This is a genomic window from Glycomyces salinus (assembly GCF_016428645.1).
GTDB classification, from domain to species: domain Bacteria; phylum Actinomycetota; class Actinomycetes; order Mycobacteriales; family Micromonosporaceae; genus Glycomyces; species Glycomyces salinus.
The window spans coordinates 1-20,675 of sequence record NZ_JAELXW010000134.1 but is presented as its reverse complement, the minus strand read 5'-3'; the positions used below and the strand labels follow the sequence as shown (position 1 = coordinate 20,675).

Sequence of the window (20,675 nt, the reverse complement as noted above, 5' to 3'; positions counted from 1 at the left end):
GCCGCAGACACCAGCCCTCCACACACCTCACCGTCGCTGACAGGTCGAACCTTTACCCGGAGTGACCCGGCCCCGTGATTCGACGTCGGTTCGCGGTTCCATCAAGGTGGAGTCGAAGACCGTGCATCCAGGCATCCGGGACGGCCGCCGACCAAGGCGGCAACCGTGTCAGCGTGAGTGCCGAAATCTTCGGTCCCGGCGGCGCACCGACCGGCCAGGGACGGCCCCGGTGCGCCGCCCTTCGTCTATCGCAATTCGGCCGTTGACGAGCACATATGGGATTCCCTCGGCCTGGCGGCGCGGTTCGTCGAAGGTGGCGCGGGCGTCGACCGTCTCGGGGTCGAAGACGGCCAGGTCGGCGGCGTATCCGGGCTTGACCAGCCCGCGGTCGGTCAGGCTCAGGCGCGCGGCCGGTCGCCCGGTCAGATGGGCGACTATGTCCTCCAGCGGAAACAGCCCCAGCTCCCGGCAGTAGTGGCCCAGGTAGCGGGCGAAGGCACCCCAGGCCCTCGGGTGGATCTTCCCGCCGTGCAGCACGCCGTCGGTCGAGCCGGTGTGGGTCCGGTGGCGCATGATCTTCCGGACGTTCTCCTCGTTGCCCACGTGCATCAGGCAGGAGGCGCCGAAATCGTGCCCCAGCAGGTCGAGGTAGACCAGGACCGGGGGCGCGGACCATTCGGCGGCGATGTCGGCGATGGTCTTGCCGACGCAGTGCTTGAGCCGGGGCACGCCGATTCCGGCGAGTTCGATCGACCGCCAGTCGACCGGGACTCCGTTGGAGCCGTCGGTCCCGACCTCATCGAGTTCGTACACGATCCGTTCGAGGGTCGACTCGTCCGTCAGGCGCTCGAAGAGCGCCTCGTAGCCGCCCTCCATGGCCCAGCTCGGCAGCAGCGCGGCGAGCATCGTCATGCCCGGCAGGTACGGGTAGGTGTCCAGCCCGACGTCCAGCCCTTCGTCCAGGGCCTCGTCGACCATCTTGAGGAGTTCGTCGGCCCGGCCCGCGTTGACCTTGTAGTTCAAAGTCGCGTGCGTCAGGTGCAGCGCGCAGCCCGACCGCCGGGAGATCTCGACCATCTCGGCGTAGCCCTCCATCGCGCCCGCGCCGTAGCTGCGCTGGTGCGGCCCGAAGTAGCCTCCGTAGCGGGCGACCACTTCGCACAGCTCCACGAGTTCGTCTGTGGCCGCGTACATCCCGGGCGTGTAGCTCAGACCCGCCGAGATCCCGACCGCGCCCTCCTCCATGCCGCGGGCGACGTGGCCGCGCATGGCCTCCAGTTCGGACTCGGTGGGCGGGCGCTGGTCCCAGCCCATCGCGAGCATCCGCACCGTCCCGTGGGGCACGAGGTAGGCGACGTTGGTCGGCGAGCCCTGCGTGTCGATGCGGTCGAGGTAGTCGCCGACCGAGCGCCAGGAGAAGTCCAGGCCCTCGGGGCGGCCGTTCCAGGCGCTGATGGCGTCCCACATCTGCGGCGCGGTGGTCTCGTCGACCGGCGCGTAGCTGAGCCCGTCCTGGCCGAGCACTTCGAGGGTGCAGCCCTGGCCGAGCTTGCCGAGGTGCCCGGGGTCGGTCAGGACGGCCAGCTCGGAGTGGGCGTGCATGTCGATGAAGCCGGGGGAGCAGACCAGGCCGCCTGCGTCGATGACGCGGTCGGCGTCGAGGCGGTCCGAGGTGACCGCGGCGATGCGGCCGTCCTTGACGCCGACGTCGGCGCGGAATCGCGGCGCTCCGGTGCCGTCGACGACCTCGGCGCCTCGGATAACGATGTCCAGCATTGTCGTGCGCCCTTCCCCCGTGAAGTGTTCAGCTCATGCCACCGACGCCAGGGCGTCGATCTCCACCAGCATCTCCTCGCGCGGCAGCGTGCAGACGACTGTGGTGCGGCACGGCAACGCTATCCCTTCCGTGGTGCGCTCGGCGAGGTACGCGGCGTAGACGTCGTTCATGGCCGCGAAGTCGGCGCGGTCGGCCAGGTACACCCGGAGCATGATCACGTCGTCCAGCCCCGCGCCGCCGGCCTTGAGGATCGCCTCGACGTTCCGCAGGGTCCGGACGGTCTGGGCCGCGACGTCGCCGGGGTGGACGTACTCGCCGGTCTCGGGGTCGACCGGGCCCTGGCCGGAGACCTGGAGGAGGGGCCCGGAGCGGACGCCCTGCGGAAAGGCGTGGGCGGGGGCCGGGGCGTCGGCGGTGTGGATCGAGGTCTTCGCTGTCATATAGTAAATATACCTTCGTATTTAGGGGTGAGCGATGGACGAGCGGCGCCTCCGGGCCCTGCGCGAGGAGACCCTGGACTGGAGATTCAAGGCGATCCCGCCCGCGGCGCAAGGGATGCGGCTCGACCGGTGGCTGGAGACCGAGCCACTTGCCGCCGACCTCGACACCCCCGCGGCGGTCCTGTCGGCGGCCGCCCTCGAACACAACCTGACCGCGATGGCCTCCTGGTGCGCCGCGCGGAACCTGTCGCTGGCCCCGCACGGCAAGGCCACGATGGCGCCGCAGCTGTGGCGCAGGCAGCTCGACGCCGGAGCCGTCGGGATCACCGTGGCGAACCTGCCGCAGGCCCGGGTGGCGCGGGCGTTCGGCGTCGAGCGCCTGATCGTCGCCAACGAGGTCGCCAGCCCCGCCGGAGTCGAATGGCTGTCCTCCTGGGCCCGGTCCGGGGCGCGGATTGCCGTCTTCGCCGACTCGGTCGAGGCCGTGGCGGTCCTGGCCCGCGGCGGCCCGTTCGAGGTGCTGGTCGAACTGGGCGCCGACGGCGGCCGAGCCGGGGCGCGGAGCCTCGAAGCGGCCGCCGAGGTCGCCTCCGCCGTCCGGTCGGCCCCGACCCTGCGCCTGGCCGGGGTCGGCGGCTACGAGGGCGCCGTCGGCGACGTCGACGGCTACCTGGCCGACCTCGCCGAGCTGTTCGCCGCGCTCGATTTCGAGGCCGACCGGCCGGTGGTCACCGCCGGAGGCAGCGCCCACTTCGACCGGGTCGCCGCCGTCCTGGGGCCTCTGGCCGACCGGGCCGAGGTGGTGCTGCGCTCGGGCTCCTACCTGGTCCACGACCACGGCTTCTACGCCCGGCTCACGCCCGCGGCCAGGGGCGCGGACGCCCCGCGGTTCCGCCCGGCGCTGACGGCACGATCGCGGGTGCTCTCGCGTCCGGAGCCGGGCCTGGCGATCCTGGACGCGGGCCGCCGGGACGTCCCGTTCGACCAGGACCTGCCGCTGCCGCTGGACCTGGATGGCGCCGAGTGCTCGCAGATCAGCGACCAGCACCTGTTCCTGACCGGCGCGGTCGACGGGCTCGGAGTGGGCGAGGTCGTCCGGCTCGGGCTGTCGCACCCGTGCACCTCGTTCGACAAGTGGACCCTGATCCCGGTGGCCGACGAGGAGGGACGGATCGTCGACGCGGTGCGGACGTGCTTCTAAGGCTCGGTCAGCAGTTCGCGCAGGGAGTCGAGGAACTGTCGGTTGCCCGGCAGCCACGCGACGTCGTCGAACTCGGCGACGGTCAGCCAGCGGAGCCGGCTGTGCTCGACCGCCCTGGGCTCGCCCGAGCGCACCTCGGCCAGGTAGATCCGCACCAGGAACTTGCCGTCGCCGGTGACCAGGTCGTCTCCGACCCGTTCGCCGACCTCGATCTCGACGCCCAGTTCCTCGCGGCACTCGCGCCGCAGCGCCTCGGCCTCGGTCTCTCCGGGCTCGACCTTGCCTCCGGGGAACTCCCAGAGTCCGGCCAGCTCGGGCGGGTAGGAGCGGGCGGCCGCCAGGACCTTGTCCCCGGCCATGACGGCGGCGCCGACGACGACTCGTGGTTGTGTCACGGCCGGGATTCTATCCGTGCCTCGATACCACGCCGAAGTCGCGTGAATGTAACGGTGCGTGGCGTTCTGGGGGCGTTGTCGCGGTCTGCGAACCGAGAGGATTCTCAGGATTCCTCGTCCGTTCGGGTGATTTCGAGGTGGAACCATCGGCCAGGAATCCTGCCCGTCGGCACAAAACCAGACAAGAGAAGTACTGGAAAATCCTAATTTACCGAAATGTCTCCTATGACGCCCTGGACAGACGCTGGATAAAGGGGAACACTCGGTTCAGAAACGATAAAGATATGGCGACAATTCAGGCACAGACGCCCCGCATCGGTGATGTCTACGATCCGTGATCCAGTCTGGTGTCGGTGTCGCCGCCGGTAGACCAACCTTACTGATCGGCCAGGGTCCGACTACGCCAGGGTGGCATCGTGCCCATGGCCAATACAGATGGCGACGGTGCCATATGGGGAGAACGGAGCAGGACGATAACGTGCTGTTGGACGCACTGAGCGAGCTGAACGGGTGGAACGCCGACGATGGTCGCCTGTCGCGGAAGTTGCCACTCGACGCATCCCAGCATGCCGAGCTCGCCGAACAGATCAAGATCTTCGCGGACACCCTCGACGTCCATCCGGACGTGAGCAGGTCCGACGATGCGACCGAGATCGTGCTGAGCCGCGACGGCGGCTTCAGCCTCACCGACGTGACCTTCGCCGGCCGCGTCGAGAGCGCGTACCTCGCCATAGCCGGCGAACTGGCGGCCCAGGAGAACCCCGACTTCTCCGGGAACCGCTTCACCCGCTGGCTCAAGCGGAGCCAGTTACCCCGCTCCCGCTGACCCCCGGGCTCCGGGAGGGGCCGCAGCGCCACCCACCTCTCCCTGCGACGATCCCGGGCGGCCCCTCATGGCCGCAGCGCCTGCCCCCGCTCCTCGAGTGCCCGCCGCAGGACGCGGACGGCCTTCGGGCCGACGCCGTGCAGCGCGAGCAGTTCGGCCTCGCCCTTGGAGGCGATCCGGTCCAAGGTGTCCAGCCCCGCGCCGCTCAGCGCCCGCGTGGCGGGACGGCCGATCTGAGGCGGCAGGTCGCCGCCGCCCGACTCGGCCGCTATGACCGAGTCGGCCAGCCGCTTCGGCGCCCGGTGCGACCAGGCGGCCCGCACCAGGGCGTTCAGGACCATGCCGTTGACGTCGGCCAGCGGAATCCGCAGCCCGATAGGCTTTCCCGCGTGCTCGACGCGCTCCCCGGAAGGGTGCTCGGCCAGCACCTCCGAGACCCGGTCGTCGGGCAGCCTGAGCTGCACCCGGCCGTCGTCGGCCAGCGAGGCGAACCTCTTGCCGCCCACCTTGAACGAGAGCAGCCCGTCGTGGGTGGACTCCTCGGTCTCCGGCAGCGCGAGCGCCGCCTTCCGCAGCTGCGCCTTCGTCGTCATCTCTCCGCCTCCCGCGTCGTCGGTGCCTCGATTGTGCCCGCCGGGACCGACACCGGGCGCCGTCCCCGCTCAGCCCGGCGTGCGGTGCTCGGGATCGGGGCCGCTCACAGCTCTGGCGCCGTCGACCGGGATCACCGCGCCGGATACGAACGATGAGCGCTCCGAGAGCAGATACGCGACCACGTCGGCCGCTTCCGCGGCCAGCCCGGCCCGCCCCAGCGGATGGAGCCGCCGCATCTGCTCGTCGGTCTCGGCCCGCTCCGCCTCGGTCTGCGAGGCGCGCAGCGCCTCGAGTCGTCCGGTGACGATCGAGCCGAGCGCGACGGCGTTGGCCCGGATGCCCCAGGGCCCGTAGTCGACCGCGAGCGCGCGCGTGAGGCCCTCCACGGCCGCCTTGGCGGTCGAGTACGGCAGCGCGCCTGAGACGGGCCGCTGCGCCTGGTGGGAGGAGACGTTCACGATCGACCCGGCCACGCCCGCCCCGCGGAAGGACGCCACGGCCGCGGCCGAACCGGCCAGGGCCGGACGCAGGTTCCGCTCCACCAGCTCGGCCACGGCGGCGCCGCCGGCCTCGTGCAGCCAGGCGTCGCGGAAGACCGCGGCGTTGTTGACCCACCCGGTCAAGCGCCCCAGCTCGGAGGCCGCCTCGGCGGCCCGGGCCGCCACCGCGTCGTCGCCGGCGTCGCCGGCGACCAGGCGGGCCCGCCCGCCTTCGGCCTCCGGCCACGCCCCGTCCGCGCCGTCGAGTTCGACCACGACTGCGCCCCAGCCGTCGGCCAGCAGCCGCTCGGTGATCGCCCGGCCGACCCCCTGCCCCCCGCCGGTGACCACCGCGACGTTCCGGGGAGACGGCGGCACCATCACTTGAGCCACCTGCGTTGGAGCAGCTCGGTGTGGTGCTCGTTCCCGTTGCGGCCGTCGTAGGCGCGGGCGAGGGACCGCGCCTGGTCGGCCGGGGCGGCCGCGGCCCCTTCGTCGCCTCGCACCAGGTGGAACCGTGCCACGGCGGCGGTGTTCTCGATCGCGTCCCAGGAGTCGGTCTCGACGGACTCCTCGGTGGCCTTGAGGATCTCGAGGGCCCCGGGGACGGCGTCGTCCTCGGACTGGAGCGGAGCCGCGTCGCTCGCCCGGAGGATCGCCCAGGCAGGACAGGACTCCACCGTCTCGTCCAGGCCGTCCTCCCGGAGCACGGCCATGAGCTCCCGCCACGCCTCCGCGGTCCTGCCGCACAGCGCCAGATAGCCGGCGCGCTCGACGAGCGCCGACATCACGTACGGGCGCCTGCCGGCGATCGCGGGCAGGCTCCGGTCGAAGTTGTCCAGGGCCGCCTGGGGGTCGAAACCGCCGAGCAGCTGGCCGGTGAGGTTGATCGTTCTGGGCGCCTCAGGGGGCCACCACGGCGCGTCGGCGGTGAGCCAGCGGTCCGTCCACTCCTCGCACGCTTCGCGCTCACCGGTGTGCGCATGCCAGTAGGCGCGGGCGAGCGCGGCCTCGGGCTCCCCGTGCCCGGCCCGGCGCGACGCGGTCTGCAACTGGTCCAGGTACCCCTCGATCGCCTCGCGCGGCACCGCAGGGTCGTCGATCATCACATCGAGCGGCTGCAGCACGACCGCGGCGAACGGCGCCGCGATCTCCTCCGGAAGCTCGTGCCATCGCTCCTCGAGCAGCTTCATGGTGGGACCGAACCGGCGGAACCCCTCGGTGCGGGCGCCGCGCTGGAAGATCGAGATCAGCTGGACGACCCGGATCGAGGCCATGTGGAAGGCCGAACCGATCGCCTCGGCGTCGGCGTAGATCGACTCGAGCACCCGTTCCAGTTCCTCGCCCAGCTCCATTCCCGTCGTGGCCGTGTAGATGTCGTTGATGCGCTCGAACTCGGCGATCTGCTCTTCGTTGAGGCCCTGGAGGTACGTTTCGAGCTCGTTCATCGCGGTTCCTTTCGCGGTACGGCGGAGCGGTTCAACCGGCGGTCCTCGGCGATGCGGCCGCGGTCACGAGCGTGCCCAGGCTCTCTCCGAGCAGCGTCTGGTCGTCGTCGCCGAGCGGCCGCCCGGTGTGCAGCCTTCCCAGGATGTGCAGTGCCCGGACGGTGTGCCTGGCCACCTCGGCCGGAAGCTCGCCACCGAGCGCCCGCACGACCGGCGAGGCGACGTTGAGGACGAGGCGCGGCCCGGTCGGCGCCAGCGGTCCGGCCGCCGCGGAGAACACCGGTCCCCATCCGTCCGGTTCGGAGTCCTCGGGGTCCCAGCCGTCGTCTCCGGCCAGTTCGAGGGCGGCCACGGAGCTCACGCCGAGGTCGACGACCAGCGCTTCGCAGCCGGGCAGGGCGTCGGCGACCATCCGGCCGAGCGATGCGGCGAGTCCCCGGTCGTCGGCGGGGGAGGCGGCTTGGACGAGCGTCTCCAGATTCAGGTGGCGCACCCGGACATCGATCTCGGACTCGGCGAGCCGGGCGAGGATCTGGGGCTCGTGGACGTGGGAGGCGTCGACCAGGACCATGCCCTGGTGCCGGGCCAGCGGCGCGAGCGCCCGGAACTGCCCGGGCAGGAGGACCTCGTGGATGACGCGCGTCGGCGCCTCGTCCTCGGTGCCCTCGACGAGTTCGCGCAGGGTCCGCTCGCCGCGGGAGGTGTTGAAGCGCACGTGGTCGTACATGAACGCGAACATCGACTCGTCGGTGAGCGCCATCGCCCGCAGGCCCACCGCGTGGGCGGCGACGAAGCGGCGGAAGGTGTCCGGATGCGAGTGCGCGAGCGCCTCGATGTGCTCGCGGATCCGCGCCCCGACCACCTCGGCGGCCTCTTGGGTGAGCTTCGTGTCCTGCAGCGATTCGCGTGAGGCGGTCAGCGGCAGCGTTCCGGCGTCGATGATCATCCGTGCGAAATAGGCCCACTCGGGGGCCAGCTGGGTGTTGTCCTCGGCGACGAGCATCCCGTGGCTGTAGACGACGTCGCCGGCGCGGCGGGCCGCGGTCGAACGCCGCGGCGAGATGAAGGCGACGCCCCGCACGCCCAGCAGCGGCACGTCGATGCGCACCGTCGTGAGAGGGTCGAACCCGAAGGCGGCATCGCACCGGCGCGCCGCGGATTCGGGGTCGAGGTCTTCCGGCGGCGTCGCTCCGCTCACGCGCGTCGGTTCGCCCGCCGCGTCGAAGACGTCGACCGGCACGTCGAGGTACTCGGCGAATCGGCGCGCGAGACGGACCAGGCGTCGCGGCTGCACCCATCGCTCCTCCTCTGGCCGCGGCCGGACGGCGACCCGCGAGCCGGGGCGCGGCAGCGGCTCCGCGGCCTCGGTGATGGTGTAGGTGCCGTCGCTCGAGCCCACCCAGCGGACGGTGGCCGCTTCCGGGGTGCGCGCGCTGCGCGAGACGACTTCCACGGTGTCGCCGATGAGGAAGCACGAGAGCAGGCCGATGCCGAACCGGCCCAGGAAGTCCTCGCGGGCCCGTTCCAGGTCCGTGCGTTTGGAGGAGGCTCCGATCGTCGCCAGCAGCGTCCGCATCTCCTCGGCGGTCAGCCCGACGCCGTCGTCCGAGACGACCACGGCGCCGTCCTCGACGACGACGCGCACTCCGCCGGGGCCGCCGTCCTCCCCGAGCCACGCGCGGGCGACGAGCGCGTCGCGCGCGTTCTGCAGCAGTTCGCGGAGGAACACTCGCGGGCCCGAGCACAGGTGCTGCGACAGGATCTCCACGACCCCGCGCAGATCGACCTGGAACAGTTCGGTTCGGTCGGCCCCGTCCCGGCCGCTCGGTGTGATCATGCCGCCAAGGTTATGCGGTGGCGGCGACACCTTGACCGGGTGCGGGAACCCTGGTTCACTCGCCTGGTGCGCATCGAACGGATCGTTCCCGACCTGACCGTCGCCGACCTGGCCGCGGCCGTCCGGGAGCACACCGAGGTGCTCGGTCTGCGGGTCGTGATGGACCACGGGTGGATCGTCACGCTCGCCGACGACGACGGGCGGCAGCTCAGCCTCATGACCGCCGACGCCACCGCTGCCGTGAACCCGGACCTGTCGGTCTTCGTCGACGACGTCCGGGCCGCGTTCGACGCGGCGGTCGAGGCCGGAGTGGAGATCGTGCATCCGCTGACCGCCGAACCCTGGGGCGTCACCCGGTTCTTCTACCGCGACTCCTCCGGCCGGGTGGTCAACGTCGGAGCCCACACCTAGGCCGAAGGTCGGCGTCCGGAGCCGCGGAGGCGCTCGGTCAGGAGGCGCCGCGCCGCCGCGATCGCGGATACGGCTCTCCTCGGTGGGCGATGTCCATGTACCACTGATAGATGTCCTCGCGTTCGCGTCTGATCTCGGCCAGCAGGTCGCCGGCGTTCGTGTCCTCGGCGATCAGCATCCAGTCCGCTTCCGCTCCCGCACGTGGGGTGCGTATGCCGGACCCGCGTGCCGAAGCCGGGCTGCGTTCATTATCTGAACTTGCTAGGGTGACGGCATGCCGCGCCGCAGCTTCGCCGAGTTCGCCTGTTCCCTCGCCCGGTCCCTGGACGTCATCGGCGACACCTGGACGCCGCTGATCCTGCGCGACGTGTTCCTCGGCGTCGACAAGTTCAACGACATCGCCCGCGACCTCGGCGTATCCCGCGCGCTGCTCGCCGATCGCCTCGAGCACCTCGTCCGAGAAGGGGTCCTCGGCGAAACCGTGTACCACCAGCGCCCGCGGCGCGTCCGCTACACGCTGACGGACGGCGGACGAGAACTCGTCCCGATCCTCGTCGCGCTGACGCAATGGGGCGACCGGTGGCGCAGCGGCGGGGAGGCGCCGTTGGAGTTCACCCACGAGTGCGGCGCGTCGCTGGATGCGGAGGTCGCCTGCGGCGACTGCGGTCGGCCGCTCGTGGCCGAGTCCATCGCGGCACGTCCGGGCCCCGGCGGGCGCATGGCCCCCGGCACCGTCGTCATCGCCGAACGCCTGACCCGAGAAGGGACCTGAATATGGACACCCCGTTGCAGACATGGATCCGGAGCGGCGAGCACGGCGACGCCGAGTCCGCCGGGGCGGCGCTCGGGGACGACGCCGTGCTCGCCTCGCCGGTGACCGACCAGTTCGTCTTCCGCGGCAGGGACGAGATCGTCGACCTCCTGCGGGACGTGTTCGAGGTCCTCAGGGCGATCCGCTACGTCCGGAACGAACGCGTGGCATCGGGCGCCGTGCTCCTGGCCGAGGCTCGCGTGGACGACCTCGTGATGAACGAGGCCCAGTTCGTGGACCTCGACGAGCAGGGGCGGATCGCGAAGGTGACGCTGTTCATGCGGCCACTGCCCGCGAGCACCCGCTTCCTGCGGCGGCTCGGGCCGCTCGTCGCGCGTCGGCAGGGCAGGCCCGGCGCGGCCCGCACCCTCACCTTCGCGGGGGCGTTCCTCGACTCCGTCGCGGCCTCCGGCGACCGCAAGTTCATTCCGATGGCCTCACCGGCGAGCGCCCGCCGCGACTGACGCCTCCGCGAACGCACCGGGGAATACAACTAGACATTGAAGCGGAACTCGACCACGTCGTCGTCCGCAGCTGCGATTGCGGTGGGCGGCCACCAGCAAAATCACATGCCGGATCGGAACGTGAGTGCCTCAGCCCTTGCCGAAGCGCTGATAGGCATTCTGTCGCGTCGTGTCCAGCGCGGCACCGATCACGGTCCAGGAGTCGCCGGCGTCGCGGGCAGCCTGGACGGCTTCGCGCAACTCGGCCTCAGCGTCGGCGATCCGTTTGCGCGCAGCGATGATGTTGCGGAAGTAGGTCGCGTCTCGGGCAGGCGACTCGGCGGGATCGAGCTGGTCGAGGCCAGTTTCATCGATGCGGTGCTTGGTAGTCATTCGGATCACCCTCCTCAGAGATAGTCGAAGAACTTCGGTCAGAGTCGATCTGCGTGGATGATGCGCGTCGGCTCGGCTGCGGGGAAAGCAACCAGTTCGAGCAGGTTTCCCGACTCGTCGGCACCGATGATGAGCAATCGCTCCTCTCCGTCGTACTCATACTCGATGGTGCGGAGTGCGTTCTCCCATGCATGGATGATCGAGTTGTCAGAGATTCCGTGTTTGCGGGCTGACCACTTAATCTCCAATGTTGTAAACCTATCATTTACGGGCGGTGCTGTCAACTATAGGTTTACGGTAGGTCACCGCCCGCCTGAGGTATTTCCGTGGCGGAACTCGACCACGTCGCCGTCGCGCATGACGTAGTCCTTGCCCTCCATGCGGACCTTGCCCGCCGACTTGGCCTCCTGCATGGTCCCGGCCTCCATGAGGTCGTCGTAGGAGACGATCTCGGCCTTGATGAAGCCGCGCTGGAAGTCGGTGTGGATCTCGCCGGCCGCCTCCGGAGCCGTGGCGCCCTGCTTGATCGTCCAGGCGCGGGCCTCCTTGGGGCCGGCGGTCAGGTAGGTCTGGAGGCCCAGGGTCGCGAAGCCGACCGTGGCCAGGCGGTCCAGGCCCGGCTCGGTCTGGCCGGTCGACTCCAGCAGCTCGCGGGCCTCCTCCTCGTCCAGGTCGATCAGCTCGGACTCGAACTTGGCGTCCAGGATGACCGCCCTGGCCGGCGCGACCGTGGCGCGCAGCTTCGCGGCCAGCTCCTCGTCGCCGACCTGGTCCTCGTCCACGTTGAACACGTAGATGAACGGCTTGGCCGTCAGCAGGTGCAGGTCGTACAGCGGCTCGGTGTCGAGACCGGCGGCGAAGACGGTCCGGCCGGAGTCGAGGACCTGCTGCGCCTCCTTTACGGCCGCGACCTTCGGCTGCTTGGACTTGTCCTGCTTGGCCTCCTTCTCCAGGCGCGGCAGGACGTTCTCGATGGTCTGCAGGTCGGCCAGGATCAGCTCGGTGTTGATCGTCTCGATGTCGTCGGGAGGGGAGACCCGGCCGTCGACGTGGGTGACGTTCCCGTCCTCGAAGACCCGCACGACCTGGGCGATCGCCGAGGACTCGCGGATGTTCGACAGGAACTTGTTGCCCTTGCCCGCGCCCTCGCTGGCGCCCTTGACGAGCCCGGCGATGTCGACGAACGTCACCGTCGCGGGCAGGATCTTCTCGGAGTCGTAGATCGCGGCCAGCTTCGGCAGGCGCTCGTCGGGCACGGCCACCACGCCCACGTTGGGCTCGATCGTGGCGAACGGGTAGTTCGCCGCCAGGATCTCCGAGCGGGTGAGCGCGTTGAACAGGGTGCTCTTGCCGACGTTGGGCAGACCGACGATACCGATGCTGAGTTTCACGGTAGTCAAGCCTAGCCCGCGGTCAGCAGCCCCACTCCCAAGGTCAGCGTGCCGGCGGCCAGGCCCGCCGCGCCGATCCACAGCAGGGCGATGAGGCCGTTGGGCTTGTGGACGTCCCGGCCGGCCGAGGACAGGAAGAATCCGGCGGACATGAAGATCGCCGCCCACGGCACCCCGGCGCGGGCCAGCCATCCGGCGAAGCCGGTCAGGCCGGTCGCGTCGGCCAGGATCAGGCACACCAGGCCGAGGGTGACGAGCATCCCGGCGTGGGCGTGCCCGGCCCGGGCGAAGGACTTCTGGAACTCGGTCATGGGGACCTGGCCGCGCACGATCCTGAGCAGGAAGGCGCCGCCGAATTCGATGGTGATGATCGTCAGCAGCACGATTCCGGCGATCGTTCGGGAGGAGTCGCTGAGTTCGAGCATGATGGGCCTTTCAAAGCTGGATTGACACTGTCAAGATACCCGGACAACTTGACACTGTCAAATTCTCGGATAGGGTTCTACCGGTGAACAGCTCGTATCATCACGGCGACCTCCGCCGGGCCCTGATCGACGCCGCCGTCGAATCGCTGGGCGAGACCGGCCCGAGCGCCCTGAGCCTGCGCGCCGTCGCCAAGCGCGCCGGCGTCTCCCACGCCGCCCCGGCCCACCACTTCGGCGACAAGGCCGGGCTGCTGACCGCCGTCGCCACCGAGGGCTACGGGCGCTTCGCCGACGCCCTCGAGCGCGCCGGGCGGAACGGCGACTTCGTCGACGTCGGCGTCGCATACGTGCGCTTCGCCATCGACAACCGCCCCTACTTCGAGATCATGTTCCGGCCCGAACTGCTCCACGAGGACGATCCCGACCTGGCCCGCGCCGAATCCCGCTCGAGGTCGGTCCTCGTCCGCGGGGCCGCCGACCTCGCCGGGGGAGAGCCGAGCCTCAGCCCGCAGGCGGTGGCCGCGTGGTCGATGGTCCACGGCTTCGCCGAACTCCTGATCGGCGGCAACTTCCCACCCGAGGTGGCCGGCGACCCCGAGGCGACGGTCAGGAAGATCGCCACCAGGATCCGCTTCGATCCCGAGTGAACGGCGCGCGTCCGCGGCCCGGGAGTCTGACGGCTCACATATAGGTTGTGCACAACTTAATCGTGCGCTATCTTTATCGGCATGTCCGAGACCCTGAGAGTCCGAGAGATGGCCTGCTTCGCGCTCCACAGCGCCGCGCGGGCCGTCACCGGCTACTACCGGCCGCTGCTCGACCGGCTCGGGCTCACCTATCCGCAGTTCCTGATCCTCGTCGCGCTCTGGGAGGCCGACGGCCGGACCGTCACCGCGCTCGGCGAGGAGCTCGACCTCGACTCCGGCACCGTCTCCCCGCTGCTCAAGCGACTGGAGGCCGCCGGGCTCGTCGAGCGCCGCCGCGAGGCCGCCGACGAGCGCGTCGTCACCGTCCACCTCACCGAGGACGGGAAGGCCCTGGAGAAGGACGGCTGCGAGATCCCGGGGACGATCGCCGCCGCCTCCGACATGACGGTCGAGGAGATCCTCGCTCTGCGCGACCAGATCAACCGCTTCACCGAATCGATCCGCAAGAACACCAACTGATCAGGAGAAACCATGCAGGCGCTCTACACTGCGCACGCCACCTCGTCCGGCGCCGGACGCGACGGCCACGTCGCCACCGACGACGGCCGGATCGACCTCGATCTGGCCATCCAGAAGGAACTTGGCGGCCCCGGCGGCAAGACCAACCCCGAGCAGCTGTTCGCGGCGGGCTACGCCGCCTGCTTCCACAGCGCGCTCCAGGCCGTCGCCCGCGCCGAGAAGGTCGACCTCGGCGCCTCCACCGTGGAGGCCACCGTCGGCATCGGCAAGGAGGGCGAGGGCTTCGCGCTCAACGCGGTCCTCGAGGTCTCGACCCCCGGCGCCGAGCGCGCGGTCGCCGAGGGACTGGTGGCCAAGGCCCACCTGGTGTGCCCGTACTCGAACGCCACTCGCGGCAACATCGAGGTCGACCTCGACCTCGTCCAGGCCGCCGACGACTGATCCAGCGGCGAGGGCCCGGCGGCCTCAGGCAATGATCCTGAAGCCCGTCAGGCCCTCGATCCGTTCCTGGGTCTGGTCGACCCGCTCCACCCGGGCCCCGCTCGGGCCGTGCCCGGTCCACGCGACCATCGCCTCCACCGCCGCCTCCTGGCCTTCGAACACCGCCTCCACGGTCCCGTCGTGCCGGTTGCGGACCCAGCCGGCCACGCCCCTCGCCTCGGCCTGGCGCGAGCACTCGTAGCGGAAGAACACGCCCTGCACCCGGCCGAGGACACGCACGCGTCGCCGCATCATGCGGCCATCATAGGCGCCGGTCGGCTCGAACGTTGGCGGTCTTGACCGGTCTCCGCCCTCTCGAGTCTGTAGCAACACGTAGCACCTCGGCGACAGTGGTGGTACGATCGGGGCATGGATCAGAGGATCACCCAGCGCGAACTGCGGAATGAGAGTGGTCGCATCCTGCGGGCCACCGAGCACGGGGAAGAGTTCATCGTGACCCGGAATGGCACGCCCGTCGCTCGGCTGACTCCTGTCGCGGACGAGTCCCCGTTCGTGTCCGCCGAGACCATGCGGGACAGTGCGGCCGGACTGCCGGAAGTCGACTTCGGGCGGCTGCGCCGCGAATTGGGCGAGTCCGTCGAAGGCGAGTTCCTCGACCCGTACGAGCGCAATGCCTGAGACCGAATCGCAGCCCGAATTCGGTGTGCTCGACACATCGGTTGTCATCGACTATCCGCGTGTCGACGACGCGATGCTGCCTGACTTCCGGGCGATCAGCGCCGTCACCCTGGCCGAACTGCACGCTGGTCCCAACGCGGCCCGTCATGACCCGCCCGAACAGGCCCGGCGGCAACAGGTGCTCAATTGGGCCCAGCGAATATTTCGCAACCCGCTGCCGTTCGACGAGATATCGGCGCAGACGTTCGGCACGGTGCACCTGTTGGTGCAGGAGTCCGGCCGCAAGCCGCGCAAATACCTGGCGGACATGATGATCGCCGCAGTCGCCATCCGGCATCGGCTGCCGTTGTACACCCGGAACCCGCGCGACTTCGAGCCGCTGGCGTCAATGCTCGAGGTCCGCGCCGTCTAGAGCGGGGCCGTTCGCTCTCCACACTGTCGACCGGCGGTCATTCGCTCCGGGCCTTCTTGCGGAAGATCTTGCGGCCCAGCCACACCAGGGGATCGTAGCGGTCTCCGGCGACGCGCTCCTTCATCGGGATGATCGCGTTGTCGGTGATCTTGATGTGCTCGGGGCAGACCTCGGTGCAGCACTTGGTGATGTTGCAGTAGCCCAGGCCCTGCTCGTCCTGGGCCGTCTCGCGCCGGTCGTCGCGGTCGTCGAGCGGATGCATGTCCAGTTCGGCGGCGCGGATGAACAGGCGCGGGCCCGAGAACGGCGGCTTGTTCTCCTCGTGGTCGCGCACCACGTGGCAGGTGTTCTGGCACAGGAAGCACTCGATGCACTTGCGGAACTCCTGGCCGCGCTCGACGTCGACCTGCTGCATCCGGTACTCGCCGGGTCCCAGGTCGGCCGGGGGCGAGAAGGCGGGCATCTCGCGGGCCTTGTCGTAGTTGAACGAGACGTCGGTGACCAGGTCGCGCACCACCGGGAAGGTCCGCAGCGGAGTGACGGTGACCGTCTGGTCGGGCTCGAAGAGGTTCATCCGCGTCATGCACATCAGCCGCGGCATGCCGTTGACCTCGGCCGAGCACGACCCGCACTTGCCGGCCTTGCAGTTCCACCGCACCGCCAGGTCCGGGGCCTGCTCGGCCTGGATGCGGTGGATGACGTCCAGGATCACCTCGCCCTCGTTGACCTCGACTTCGAACTCCGCGAAGTCGCCGCCTTCGGCGTCGCCCCGCCACACTCGGAAGGTGCGCGTGCTCATTCGGCCTCCTCTCGGCCCGGCTCGCCGGTGCCCTGGTATTCCTCGGGGGTCATGTACTTGGCCAGCTCGGTGGTCTCGAACAGCGACAGCAGCTCGGGGGAGATGGCGGGCACCGGCTGGCGCCGCAGCTTCACGTCGCCGTCCTCGAAGGAGGAGACGAGGTTGACCTTGCGCCACTGCGGGTCCATGCCGGGCGCGTCCTCGCGGGTGTGGCCGCCGCGCGACTCGTCCCGCTCGAGCGCGGCCTTGGCCGTGGCCACCGAGCACAGCCACATGTTCTTCAGGTCCAGCGCCAGGTGCCAGCCGGGGTTGTAGGCGCGGCCGCCGGTGGCCGAGACGTTCTCGATGCGCGGGAGCAGCGAGTGCAGCTCGGTGAGGGCCTCCTCCAGTTCCCCGGCGCGGCGGATGATGCCGACCAGGCGGCCGTTGACCGCCTGGAGGGCGGACTGGAGCTCGTAGGGGTTCTCGCCGTCGCCGTCGAAGGGGCGCAGCGCGTTCGCCGCGGCCCGCTCCAGTTCGGCGTCGGTGATCTCGGCCCGGCCGGCCGCCTCGGCCCGCATGGCGGCGTGCTCTCCGGCGCGCTTGCCGAAGACCAGCAGGTCCGACAGGGAGTTGCCGCCCAGGCGGTTCGAGCCGTGCATGCCGCCGGAGACCTCGCCGGCCGCGAACAGCCCCTCCACCGCCGAGGAGGCGGTCTCGGCGTCGACCTCGACGCCGCCCATGATGTAGTGGCAGGTCGGGCCGACCTCCATCGGCTCGGCGGTGATGTCGACGTCTGCCAGCTCCTTGAACTGGTGGTACATCGACGGCAGCTGCTTCATGATGTAGTCGGCGCTGCGCCTGGAGGCGATGTCGAGGTAGACCCCGCCGTGCTCGCTTCCCCTGCCCGCCTTGACCTCTGAGTTGATCGCCCGGGCGACCTCGTCGCGCGGCAGCAGCTCGGGCGGGCGCCGGTTCGAGTCGGGGTCTGAGTACCATCGGTCGCCCTCGTCGGGGTTGTCGGCGTACTGGGCCTTGAACACCTCGGGGATGTAGTCGAACATGAACCGCTTGCCCTCGGAGTTCTTGAGCACCCCGCCGTCGCCGCGCACCGACTCGGTGACCAGGATGCCCCGCACGCTGGGCGGCCAGACCATCCCGGTGGGGTGGAACTGGATGAACTCCATGTTGATCAGCCGCGCCCCGGCCCGCATTGCCAGCGCGTGGCCGTCCCCGGTGTACTCCCAGGAGTTCGAGGTGACCTTGAACGAGCGGCCGATCCCGCCGGTGGCCAGCACGATCGCGGGCGCCTCGATCGCCAGGAACCGGCCGGTGCCGCGGCGGTAGCCGAAGGCGCCCTTGACCGCGCCGTCGGACAGCAGCAGCTCGGTGACGGTGGTCTCGTCGATGACCTTGAGCTTCGCGTCGTACTCGCCGCTCTCGCGCTGGTCGTCCTGCTGGAGCGAGACCAGCTTCTGCTGGAGGGTGCGGATCAGCTCCAGGCCGGTGCGGTCGCCGACGTGGGCCAGGCGCGGGTACTCGTGGCCGCCGAAGTTGCGCTGGCTGATCTTGCCCTCGGGGGTGCGGTCGAACAGCGCGCCGTAGGTCTCCAGCTCCCAGATCCGCTCGGGCGCCTCCTTGGCGTGCAGTTCGGCCATCCGGTAGTTGTTGAGGAACTTGCCCCCGCGCATGGTGTCGCGGAAGTGGACCTGCCAGCTGTCGTTGTCGTTGACGTTGCCCATCGCGGCGGCGGCCCCGCCTTCGGCCATGACCGTGTGCGCCTTGCCGAACAGGGACTTGGAGACGACGATGACGGACTTGCCGGCCAGGCGGGCCTCGACGGCGGCGCGGAGCCCGGCCCCGCCCGCGCCGATGACGAGGACGTCGCAGGACAGCCGCTCGACGTCTGCGGCGTTCGCGGTTTCACTCATTGCTTGCCTGCCTCAGTTGACGAATCGGAGATCGGAGAACCAGCCGGCGGCGACGGCCATGACGTAGAAGTCGGTCAGCGCCAGCGAGGCCAGGGTGATCCAGGCCCACATCATGTGGCGGGCGTTGAGGACGCTGGCGAAGGTCCAGAGCCGGTAGCGGATCGGGTGCTTGGAGAAGTGGCGCATCCGCCCGCCCATGACGTGGCGGCAGGAGTGGCAGCCGAGCGTGTAGCACCACAGCAGCACCACGTTGGTCAGCAGCACGAGGTTGCCGAGCCCGAAGCCGAATCCCGACGGCGAGTGGAACGCCAGTATCGCGTCGTAGGTGTTGATGACCGAGATCAGGAAGGCCGCATAGAAGAAGTAGCGGTGGAAGTTCTGGAGGATCAGCGGGAAGCGGGTCTCGCCGGAGTAGCCGCGGTGCCCGTCGGGGACGGCGCAGGCCGGCGGCGAGAGCCAGAACGACCGGTAGTACGCCTTGCGGTAGTAGTAGCAGGTCAGCCGGAAGGCCAGCAGGAACGGCAGGCTCAACGCGGCGTAGGGGATCAGCGGATGGTCGGGCAGTATCCGTCCGAAGTGGGCCGAGTCGGGCACGCACCCCTCGGAGACGCACGGCGAGTAGAACGGCGTCAGGTAGTGGTAGTCGGCCACCCAGTAGTCGCCCTGGTAGAAGACGCGGAAGGTGGCGTAGGCGACCCAGGCGGTGATGCCGACGACCGTGAGGACCGGACCGCGCATCCAGTTGTCGGTCCTGAGGTTGCGCGCCGATATCGACGCGCGCGGCGGAGAGGTGACGGCAGTGCGGTCGGTCGTGGTCATTGGTTCTCCTCCACGGATTCCCTGCTCGTTGAGCCAGGATTAATACGAGCCCTGCCGGTCGAGGCTGGATTGGCTGAACTGGCGTCCGGACGGACGGCGTCATGGGGCGTTCGGGACAGCTTTTCTTTCGCGAACTTGTAGGCATAGCCGTCACGGCGTTGCAGGAGCCGTAGGTATCGGTGCGAAGTCTTGACCGGACCAGTTGGTGTCTGCACCGTGTGACTCCCAGTACTGCGGACTGCGACTCGACCAATGTGTATACCGGCGTGCTTTCCGCTGGGGATGGCCGCGCGGACTAGGTCGCCGGTGGCGAAGCCGAAGAAGCTCTTGGTGCGTGGCATACGCAAACGGGGGAAGCCGTGTCGGTCCGGGCGTGTGCGGGAATAGCTGCCGCGCCCACTGCACCCGGCTATGAGCAGTACCGAGACGCCTTCGGTGACCTTGTCCAGCACGCCGACGTGCAAGGCATCCAGCGTGTGTGACTTGGGAACACCGGTCCGATGCCGATTCCACTTGGTGCGTCCGCCGCTGCCGATGTGGGTCGGATGCTTGGAGTCGAGTGCGCGCCAGAGCACCCAACGGGTGGTCTGGACCGCTGCAGCGTCTCGGAGCGGTGCTTTCGAGCGTTGCAGGATGTGTCCAGCCCGGTTGGGCGCGAACTCGCGCACATCCTGGCTGCCCTTGACCTGGTTGCAGGGAACGCAAGCCAACACCAGGTTCGACACGCGATCCGAGCCTCCTCGGGACCGCGGATGAACGTGGTCGATACTGACCGGCACATCTGTAGCGTCGCAGTAGACACACGTGCGGCCGAATTTCTCCAATAGATACTCCCGGACCTCGTAACCGTGCAGGGTCCCGTGCTGATATTCGGCGCGCTCCAGCGCCCGACCAGCGCTGATGGCATGGGTGTCGAAGGCGACCCGTTCTACATGGATCTTCCGCACCGGTGCCCAGCGCGACAAGCGCTCCACCCAGGAGACAACGGTTTCGACCCGGTGCCTCAACGACGGAGCAAGCCAGTCTCGCGGTCGAGTTCGGTTGTCGAAGCGAGGAACGCGATAGCGCAGATTCACGTTCCTGCGCCGCCTGCGATAGCCCGATCGTTGGGCCAGTTTCTTGCGGATGGCCGCGCCCCGATGATCGATTTGCAGGGCGAACCGGCCGCGTCGCTCTCCCGTATCAGCGGTGAACACACTGATGCCCGAGTGTTTGCTGCCGGAGTCGATCCCGATCTCCACCCCTTCCACCGCAGATGCTCCGGCGGCGCGGTCCTTCATCCTGATTACGAACGGGGTATGGCGTGCGACGACCGCCCGTCCTGACTTCAGCAGCTTCCGGGCCCTCGCAGGGGCTGTCGGTTGCAGCGGTGTGCCGTGCTTGTCGAGCACGAACACCGCCGGGTGCCGCTCACGCGGCCGCTCCCCGGCCCTTGCGGGCGCGGGGGTGACGCCGTCGATGGCAGGTGAACCACCGGCGGTCTCCCCTCGACCATGTTGGAAACCGGGGGCCGATGTGGCATCCGTGCCCCGTTTCGTCCCTGCTTCCGGGTTGTCTGCTGGCACGGATTCCAGAGCAA

General features: G+C 69.6%; 26 protein-coding genes and 1 pseudogene. 10 read left to right on the top strand and 17 right to left on the bottom strand.

Going from position 1 to position 20,675, the window contains the following annotated elements:
* Nucleotides 1-168: 168 nt before the first annotated feature.
* Nucleotides 169-1,776 carry an N-acyl-D-amino-acid deacylase family protein gene (locus tag JFB92_RS23410; RefSeq protein ID WP_199044167.1) on the bottom strand — a complete coding sequence of 536 codons (1,608 nt, stop codon included), beginning with the start codon at nt 1,774-1,776 and terminating at the stop codon, nt 169-171.
* A 33-nt stretch (nt 1,777-1,809) separates the two neighbouring features.
* Nucleotides 1,810-2,217: a RidA family protein gene (locus JFB92_RS23405; RefSeq protein ID WP_199044166.1), complete on the bottom strand. Its 408-nt coding sequence runs from the start codon at nt 2,215-2,217 to the stop codon at nt 1,810-1,812.
* Nucleotides 2,218-2,251: 34 nt separating this feature from the next.
* Between JFB92_RS23405 and JFB92_RS23400 the strand changes: the two genes are divergently transcribed.
* Nucleotides 2,252-3,418 carry an alanine racemase gene (locus JFB92_RS23400; RefSeq protein ID WP_199044165.1) on the top strand — a complete coding sequence of 389 codons (1,167 nt, stop codon included), beginning with the start codon at nt 2,252-2,254 and terminating at the stop codon, nt 3,416-3,418.
* Here the strand turns inward: JFB92_RS23400 and JFB92_RS23395 are convergent.
* Nucleotides 3,415-3,813 carry a (deoxy)nucleoside triphosphate pyrophosphohydrolase gene (locus JFB92_RS23395; RefSeq protein ID WP_307789262.1) on the bottom strand — a complete coding sequence of 133 codons (399 nt, stop codon included), beginning with the start codon at nt 3,811-3,813 and terminating at the stop codon, nt 3,415-3,417. The genes JFB92_RS23400 and JFB92_RS23395 overlap by 4 nt on opposite strands.
* A gap of 478 nt (nt 3,814-4,291) precedes the next feature.
* On the opposite strand from JFB92_RS23395, the gene JFB92_RS23390 reads away from it, so the two are divergent.
* Nucleotides 4,292-4,639 carry a 4a-hydroxytetrahydrobiopterin dehydratase gene (locus tag JFB92_RS23390; protein WP_199044163.1) on the top strand — a complete coding sequence of 116 codons (348 nt, stop codon included), beginning with the start codon at nt 4,292-4,294 and terminating at the stop codon, nt 4,637-4,639.
* 65 nt (nt 4,640-4,704) lie between these two features.
* Here the strand turns inward: JFB92_RS23390 and JFB92_RS23385 are convergent, their stop codons facing one another.
* The 4 genes from JFB92_RS23385 to JFB92_RS23370 form a co-directional block, all read right to left on the bottom strand.
* Complete coding sequence (locus tag JFB92_RS23385) at nt 4,705-5,232, bottom strand: MmcQ/YjbR family DNA-binding protein (RefSeq protein WP_199044162.1); 528 nt, start codon at nt 5,230-5,232, stop codon at nt 4,705-4,707.
* Nucleotides 5,233-5,301: 69 nt separating this feature from the next.
* Nucleotides 5,302-6,093 carry an SDR family NAD(P)-dependent oxidoreductase gene (locus JFB92_RS23380; RefSeq protein WP_199044161.1) on the bottom strand — a complete coding sequence of 264 codons (792 nt, stop codon included), beginning with the start codon at nt 6,091-6,093 and terminating at the stop codon, nt 5,302-5,304.
* Nucleotides 6,093-7,160, bottom strand: a complete 1,068-nt coding sequence (locus JFB92_RS23375) for a hypothetical protein (protein WP_199044159.1) — start codon at nt 7,158-7,160, stop codon at nt 6,093-6,095. Before JFB92_RS23375 ends, JFB92_RS23380 begins: the two co-directional genes overlap by 1 nt.
* 31 nt (nt 7,161-7,191) lie before the next feature.
* Nucleotides 7,192-8,997 (bottom strand): HSP90 family protein, encoded by a 1,806-nt coding sequence (locus JFB92_RS23370; protein ID WP_199044157.1) that lies wholly within the window; start codon nt 8,995-8,997, stop codon nt 7,192-7,194.
* A gap of 66 nt (nt 8,998-9,063) precedes the next feature.
* Here JFB92_RS23370 and JFB92_RS23365 point away from each other — a divergent pair, with 66 nt between their 5' ends.
* Complete coding sequence (locus tag JFB92_RS23365; protein ID WP_372451685.1) at nt 9,064-9,408, top strand: VOC family protein; 345 nt, start codon at nt 9,064-9,066, stop codon at nt 9,406-9,408.
* Nucleotides 9,409-9,445: 37 nt separating this feature from the next.
* Here JFB92_RS23365 and JFB92_RS23360 read toward each other — a convergent pair whose 3' ends face one another.
* Nucleotides 9,446-9,586 carry a hypothetical protein gene (locus tag JFB92_RS23360; RefSeq protein WP_199044153.1) on the bottom strand — a complete coding sequence of 47 codons (141 nt, stop codon included), beginning with the start codon at nt 9,584-9,586 and terminating at the stop codon, nt 9,446-9,448.
* Between the two features lie 96 nt (nt 9,587-9,682).
* Between JFB92_RS23360 and JFB92_RS23355 the strand changes: the two genes are divergently transcribed.
* Both JFB92_RS23355 and JFB92_RS23350 read left to right on the top strand, forming a co-directional pair.
* The gene (locus JFB92_RS23355; RefSeq protein WP_199044151.1) at nt 9,683-10,180 is read left to right on the top strand and encodes a winged helix-turn-helix transcriptional regulator; all 498 of its coding nucleotides are present in this window, start codon (nt 9,683-9,685) and stop codon (nt 10,178-10,180) included.
* A 2-nt stretch (nt 10,181-10,182) separates the two neighbouring features.
* On the top strand, nt 10,183-10,683 hold the full coding sequence (locus JFB92_RS23350; RefSeq protein WP_199044149.1) for a nuclear transport factor 2-like protein: 501 nt from the start codon (nt 10,183-10,185) through the stop codon (nt 10,681-10,683).
* Nucleotides 10,684-10,812: 129 nt separating this feature from the next.
* Here JFB92_RS23350 and JFB92_RS23345 read toward each other — a convergent pair whose 3' ends face one another.
* From JFB92_RS23345 to JFB92_RS23330, 4 genes are read right to left on the bottom strand one after another with little or no spacing between them, the layout of a single operon-like run.
* Nucleotides 10,813-11,055: a hypothetical protein gene (locus JFB92_RS23345; protein WP_199044147.1), complete on the bottom strand. Its 243-nt coding sequence runs from the start codon at nt 11,053-11,055 to the stop codon at nt 10,813-10,815.
* A 38-nt stretch (nt 11,056-11,093) separates the two neighbouring features.
* Nucleotides 11,094-11,303, bottom strand: a complete 210-nt coding sequence (locus tag JFB92_RS23340) for a hypothetical protein (RefSeq protein ID WP_199044145.1) — start codon at nt 11,301-11,303, stop codon at nt 11,094-11,096.
* 54 nt (nt 11,304-11,357) lie between these two features.
* On the bottom strand, nt 11,358-12,446 hold the full coding sequence (gene ychF / locus JFB92_RS23335; protein ID WP_199044143.1) for a redox-regulated ATPase YchF: 1,089 nt from the start codon (nt 12,444-12,446) through the stop codon (nt 11,358-11,360).
* Nucleotides 12,447-12,457: 11 nt separating this feature from the next.
* On the bottom strand, nt 12,458-12,871 hold the full coding sequence (locus JFB92_RS23330) for a hypothetical protein (protein ID WP_199044141.1): 414 nt from the start codon (nt 12,869-12,871) through the stop codon (nt 12,458-12,460).
* 83 nt (nt 12,872-12,954) lie between these two features.
* Here JFB92_RS23330 and JFB92_RS23325 point away from each other — a divergent pair, with 83 nt between their 5' ends.
* The 3 genes from JFB92_RS23325 to JFB92_RS23315 all read left to right on the top strand — a co-directional run bounded on the left by JFB92_RS23325 (nt 12,955) and on the right by JFB92_RS23315 (nt 14,478).
* Nucleotides 12,955-13,518 carry a TetR/AcrR family transcriptional regulator gene (locus JFB92_RS23325; RefSeq protein WP_199044139.1) on the top strand — a complete coding sequence of 188 codons (564 nt, stop codon included), beginning with the start codon at nt 12,955-12,957 and terminating at the stop codon, nt 13,516-13,518.
* Nucleotides 13,519-13,599: 81 nt separating this feature from the next.
* The gene (locus tag JFB92_RS23320) at nt 13,600-14,037 is read left to right on the top strand and encodes a MarR family winged helix-turn-helix transcriptional regulator (RefSeq protein ID WP_199044137.1); all 438 of its coding nucleotides are present in this window, start codon (nt 13,600-13,602) and stop codon (nt 14,035-14,037) included.
* Nucleotides 14,038-14,049: 12 nt separating this feature from the next.
* Nucleotides 14,050-14,478: an organic hydroperoxide resistance protein gene (locus tag JFB92_RS23315; protein WP_199044135.1), complete on the top strand. Its 429-nt coding sequence runs from the start codon at nt 14,050-14,052 to the stop codon at nt 14,476-14,478.
* A 24-nt stretch (nt 14,479-14,502) separates the two neighbouring features.
* Here the strand turns inward: JFB92_RS23315 and JFB92_RS23310 are convergent, their stop codons facing one another.
* Entirely contained in the window at nt 14,503-14,772 is a 270-nt protein-coding gene (locus JFB92_RS23310; protein WP_199044133.1) for an acylphosphatase, read from the bottom strand.
* Between the two features lie 114 nt (nt 14,773-14,886).
* Between JFB92_RS23310 and JFB92_RS23305 the strand changes: the two genes are divergently transcribed.
* Both JFB92_RS23305 and JFB92_RS23300 read left to right on the top strand, forming a co-directional pair.
* On the top strand, nt 14,887-15,156 hold the full coding sequence (locus tag JFB92_RS23305; RefSeq protein ID WP_199044132.1) for a type II toxin-antitoxin system Phd/YefM family antitoxin: 270 nt from the start codon (nt 14,887-14,889) through the stop codon (nt 15,154-15,156).
* The gene (locus JFB92_RS23300) at nt 15,149-15,568 is read left to right on the top strand and encodes a type II toxin-antitoxin system VapC family toxin (RefSeq protein ID WP_199044131.1); all 420 of its coding nucleotides are present in this window, start codon (nt 15,149-15,151) and stop codon (nt 15,566-15,568) included. Before JFB92_RS23305 ends, JFB92_RS23300 begins: the two co-directional genes overlap by 8 nt.
* Before the next feature lie 55 nt (nt 15,569-15,623).
* On the opposite strand, the pseudogene JFB92_RS23295 reads toward JFB92_RS23300, so the two are convergent.
* The 4 genes and pseudogenes from JFB92_RS23295 to iscB form a co-directional block, all read right to left on the bottom strand.
* Nucleotides 15,624-16,367: pseudogene (locus JFB92_RS23295) on the bottom strand (succinate dehydrogenase/fumarate reductase iron-sulfur subunit); the annotation flags it as partial.
* A complete protein-coding gene (locus tag JFB92_RS23290; protein WP_199044129.1) occupies nt 16,364-18,277 on the bottom strand; it encodes a fumarate reductase/succinate dehydrogenase flavoprotein subunit in 1,914 nt (637 codons plus the stop codon). The pseudogene JFB92_RS23295 and the gene JFB92_RS23290, both read right to left, overlap by 4 nt.
* A gap of 12 nt (nt 18,278-18,289) precedes the next feature.
* Nucleotides 18,290-19,096: a succinate dehydrogenase subunit SdhC gene (sdhC, locus tag JFB92_RS23285; RefSeq protein ID WP_199044128.1), complete on the bottom strand. Its 807-nt coding sequence runs from the start codon at nt 19,094-19,096 to the stop codon at nt 18,290-18,292.
* Nucleotides 19,093-20,675: RNA-guided endonuclease IscB (gene iscB / locus JFB92_RS23280; RefSeq protein ID WP_233163711.1), on the bottom strand; the 1,583-nt coding region annotated here is incomplete at its 5' end. The genes iscB and sdhC, both read right to left, overlap by 4 nt.

Coding starts and splice junctions, on each gene's coding strand:
- JFB92_RS23305 (WP_199044132.1), top strand. CDS start 14,887: ATGGATCAGAGGATCACCCAGCGCGAACTGCGGAATGAGAGTGGTCGC.
- JFB92_RS23400 (WP_199044165.1), top strand. CDS start 2,252: ATGGACGAGCGGCGCCTCCGGGCCCTGCGCGAGGAGACCCTGGACTGG.
- JFB92_RS23290 (WP_199044129.1), bottom strand. CDS start 18,277: ATGAGTGAAACCGCGAACGCCGCAGACGTCGAGCGGCTGTCCTGCGAC.
- JFB92_RS23380 (WP_199044161.1), bottom strand. CDS start 6,093: ATGGTGCCGCCGTCTCCCCGGAACGTCGCGGTGGTCACCGGCGGGGGG.
- JFB92_RS23315 (WP_199044135.1), top strand. CDS start 14,050: ATGCAGGCGCTCTACACTGCGCACGCCACCTCGTCCGGCGCCGGACGC.
- JFB92_RS23405 (WP_199044166.1), bottom strand. CDS start 2,217: ATGACAGCGAAGACCTCGATCCACACCGCCGACGCCCCGGCCCCCGCC.
- JFB92_RS23410 (WP_199044167.1), bottom strand. CDS start 1,776: ATGCTGGACATCGTTATCCGAGGCGCCGAGGTCGTCGACGGCACCGGA.
- JFB92_RS23300 (WP_199044131.1), top strand. CDS start 15,149: ATGCCTGAGACCGAATCGCAGCCCGAATTCGGTGTGCTCGACACATCG.
- JFB92_RS23310 (WP_199044133.1), bottom strand. CDS start 14,772: ATGATGCGGCGACGCGTGCGTGTCCTCGGCCGGGTGCAGGGCGTGTTC.
- JFB92_RS23350 (WP_199044149.1), top strand. CDS start 10,183: ATGGACACCCCGTTGCAGACATGGATCCGGAGCGGCGAGCACGGCGAC.
- JFB92_RS23345 (WP_199044147.1), bottom strand. CDS start 11,055: ATGACTACCAAGCACCGCATCGATGAAACTGGCCTCGACCAGCTCGAT.
- JFB92_RS23355 (WP_199044151.1), top strand. CDS start 9,683: ATGCCGCGCCGCAGCTTCGCCGAGTTCGCCTGTTCCCTCGCCCGGTCC.
- JFB92_RS23320 (WP_199044137.1), top strand. CDS start 13,600: ATGTCCGAGACCCTGAGAGTCCGAGAGATGGCCTGCTTCGCGCTCCAC.
- JFB92_RS23385 (WP_199044162.1), bottom strand. CDS start 5,232: ATGACGACGAAGGCGCAGCTGCGGAAGGCGGCGCTCGCGCTGCCGGAG.
- JFB92_RS23375 (WP_199044159.1), bottom strand. CDS start 7,160: ATGAACGAGCTCGAAACGTACCTCCAGGGCCTCAACGAAGAGCAGATC.
- JFB92_RS23360 (WP_199044153.1), bottom strand. CDS start 9,586: ATGCTGATCGCCGAGGACACGAACGCCGGCGACCTGCTGGCCGAGATC.
- sdhC (WP_199044128.1), bottom strand. CDS start 19,096: ATGACCACGACCGACCGCACTGCCGTCACCTCTCCGCCGCGCGCGTCG.
- JFB92_RS23330 (WP_199044141.1), bottom strand. CDS start 12,871: ATGCTCGAACTCAGCGACTCCTCCCGAACGATCGCCGGAATCGTGCTG.
- JFB92_RS23370 (WP_199044157.1), bottom strand. CDS start 8,997: ATGATCACACCGAGCGGCCGGGACGGGGCCGACCGAACCGAACTGTTC.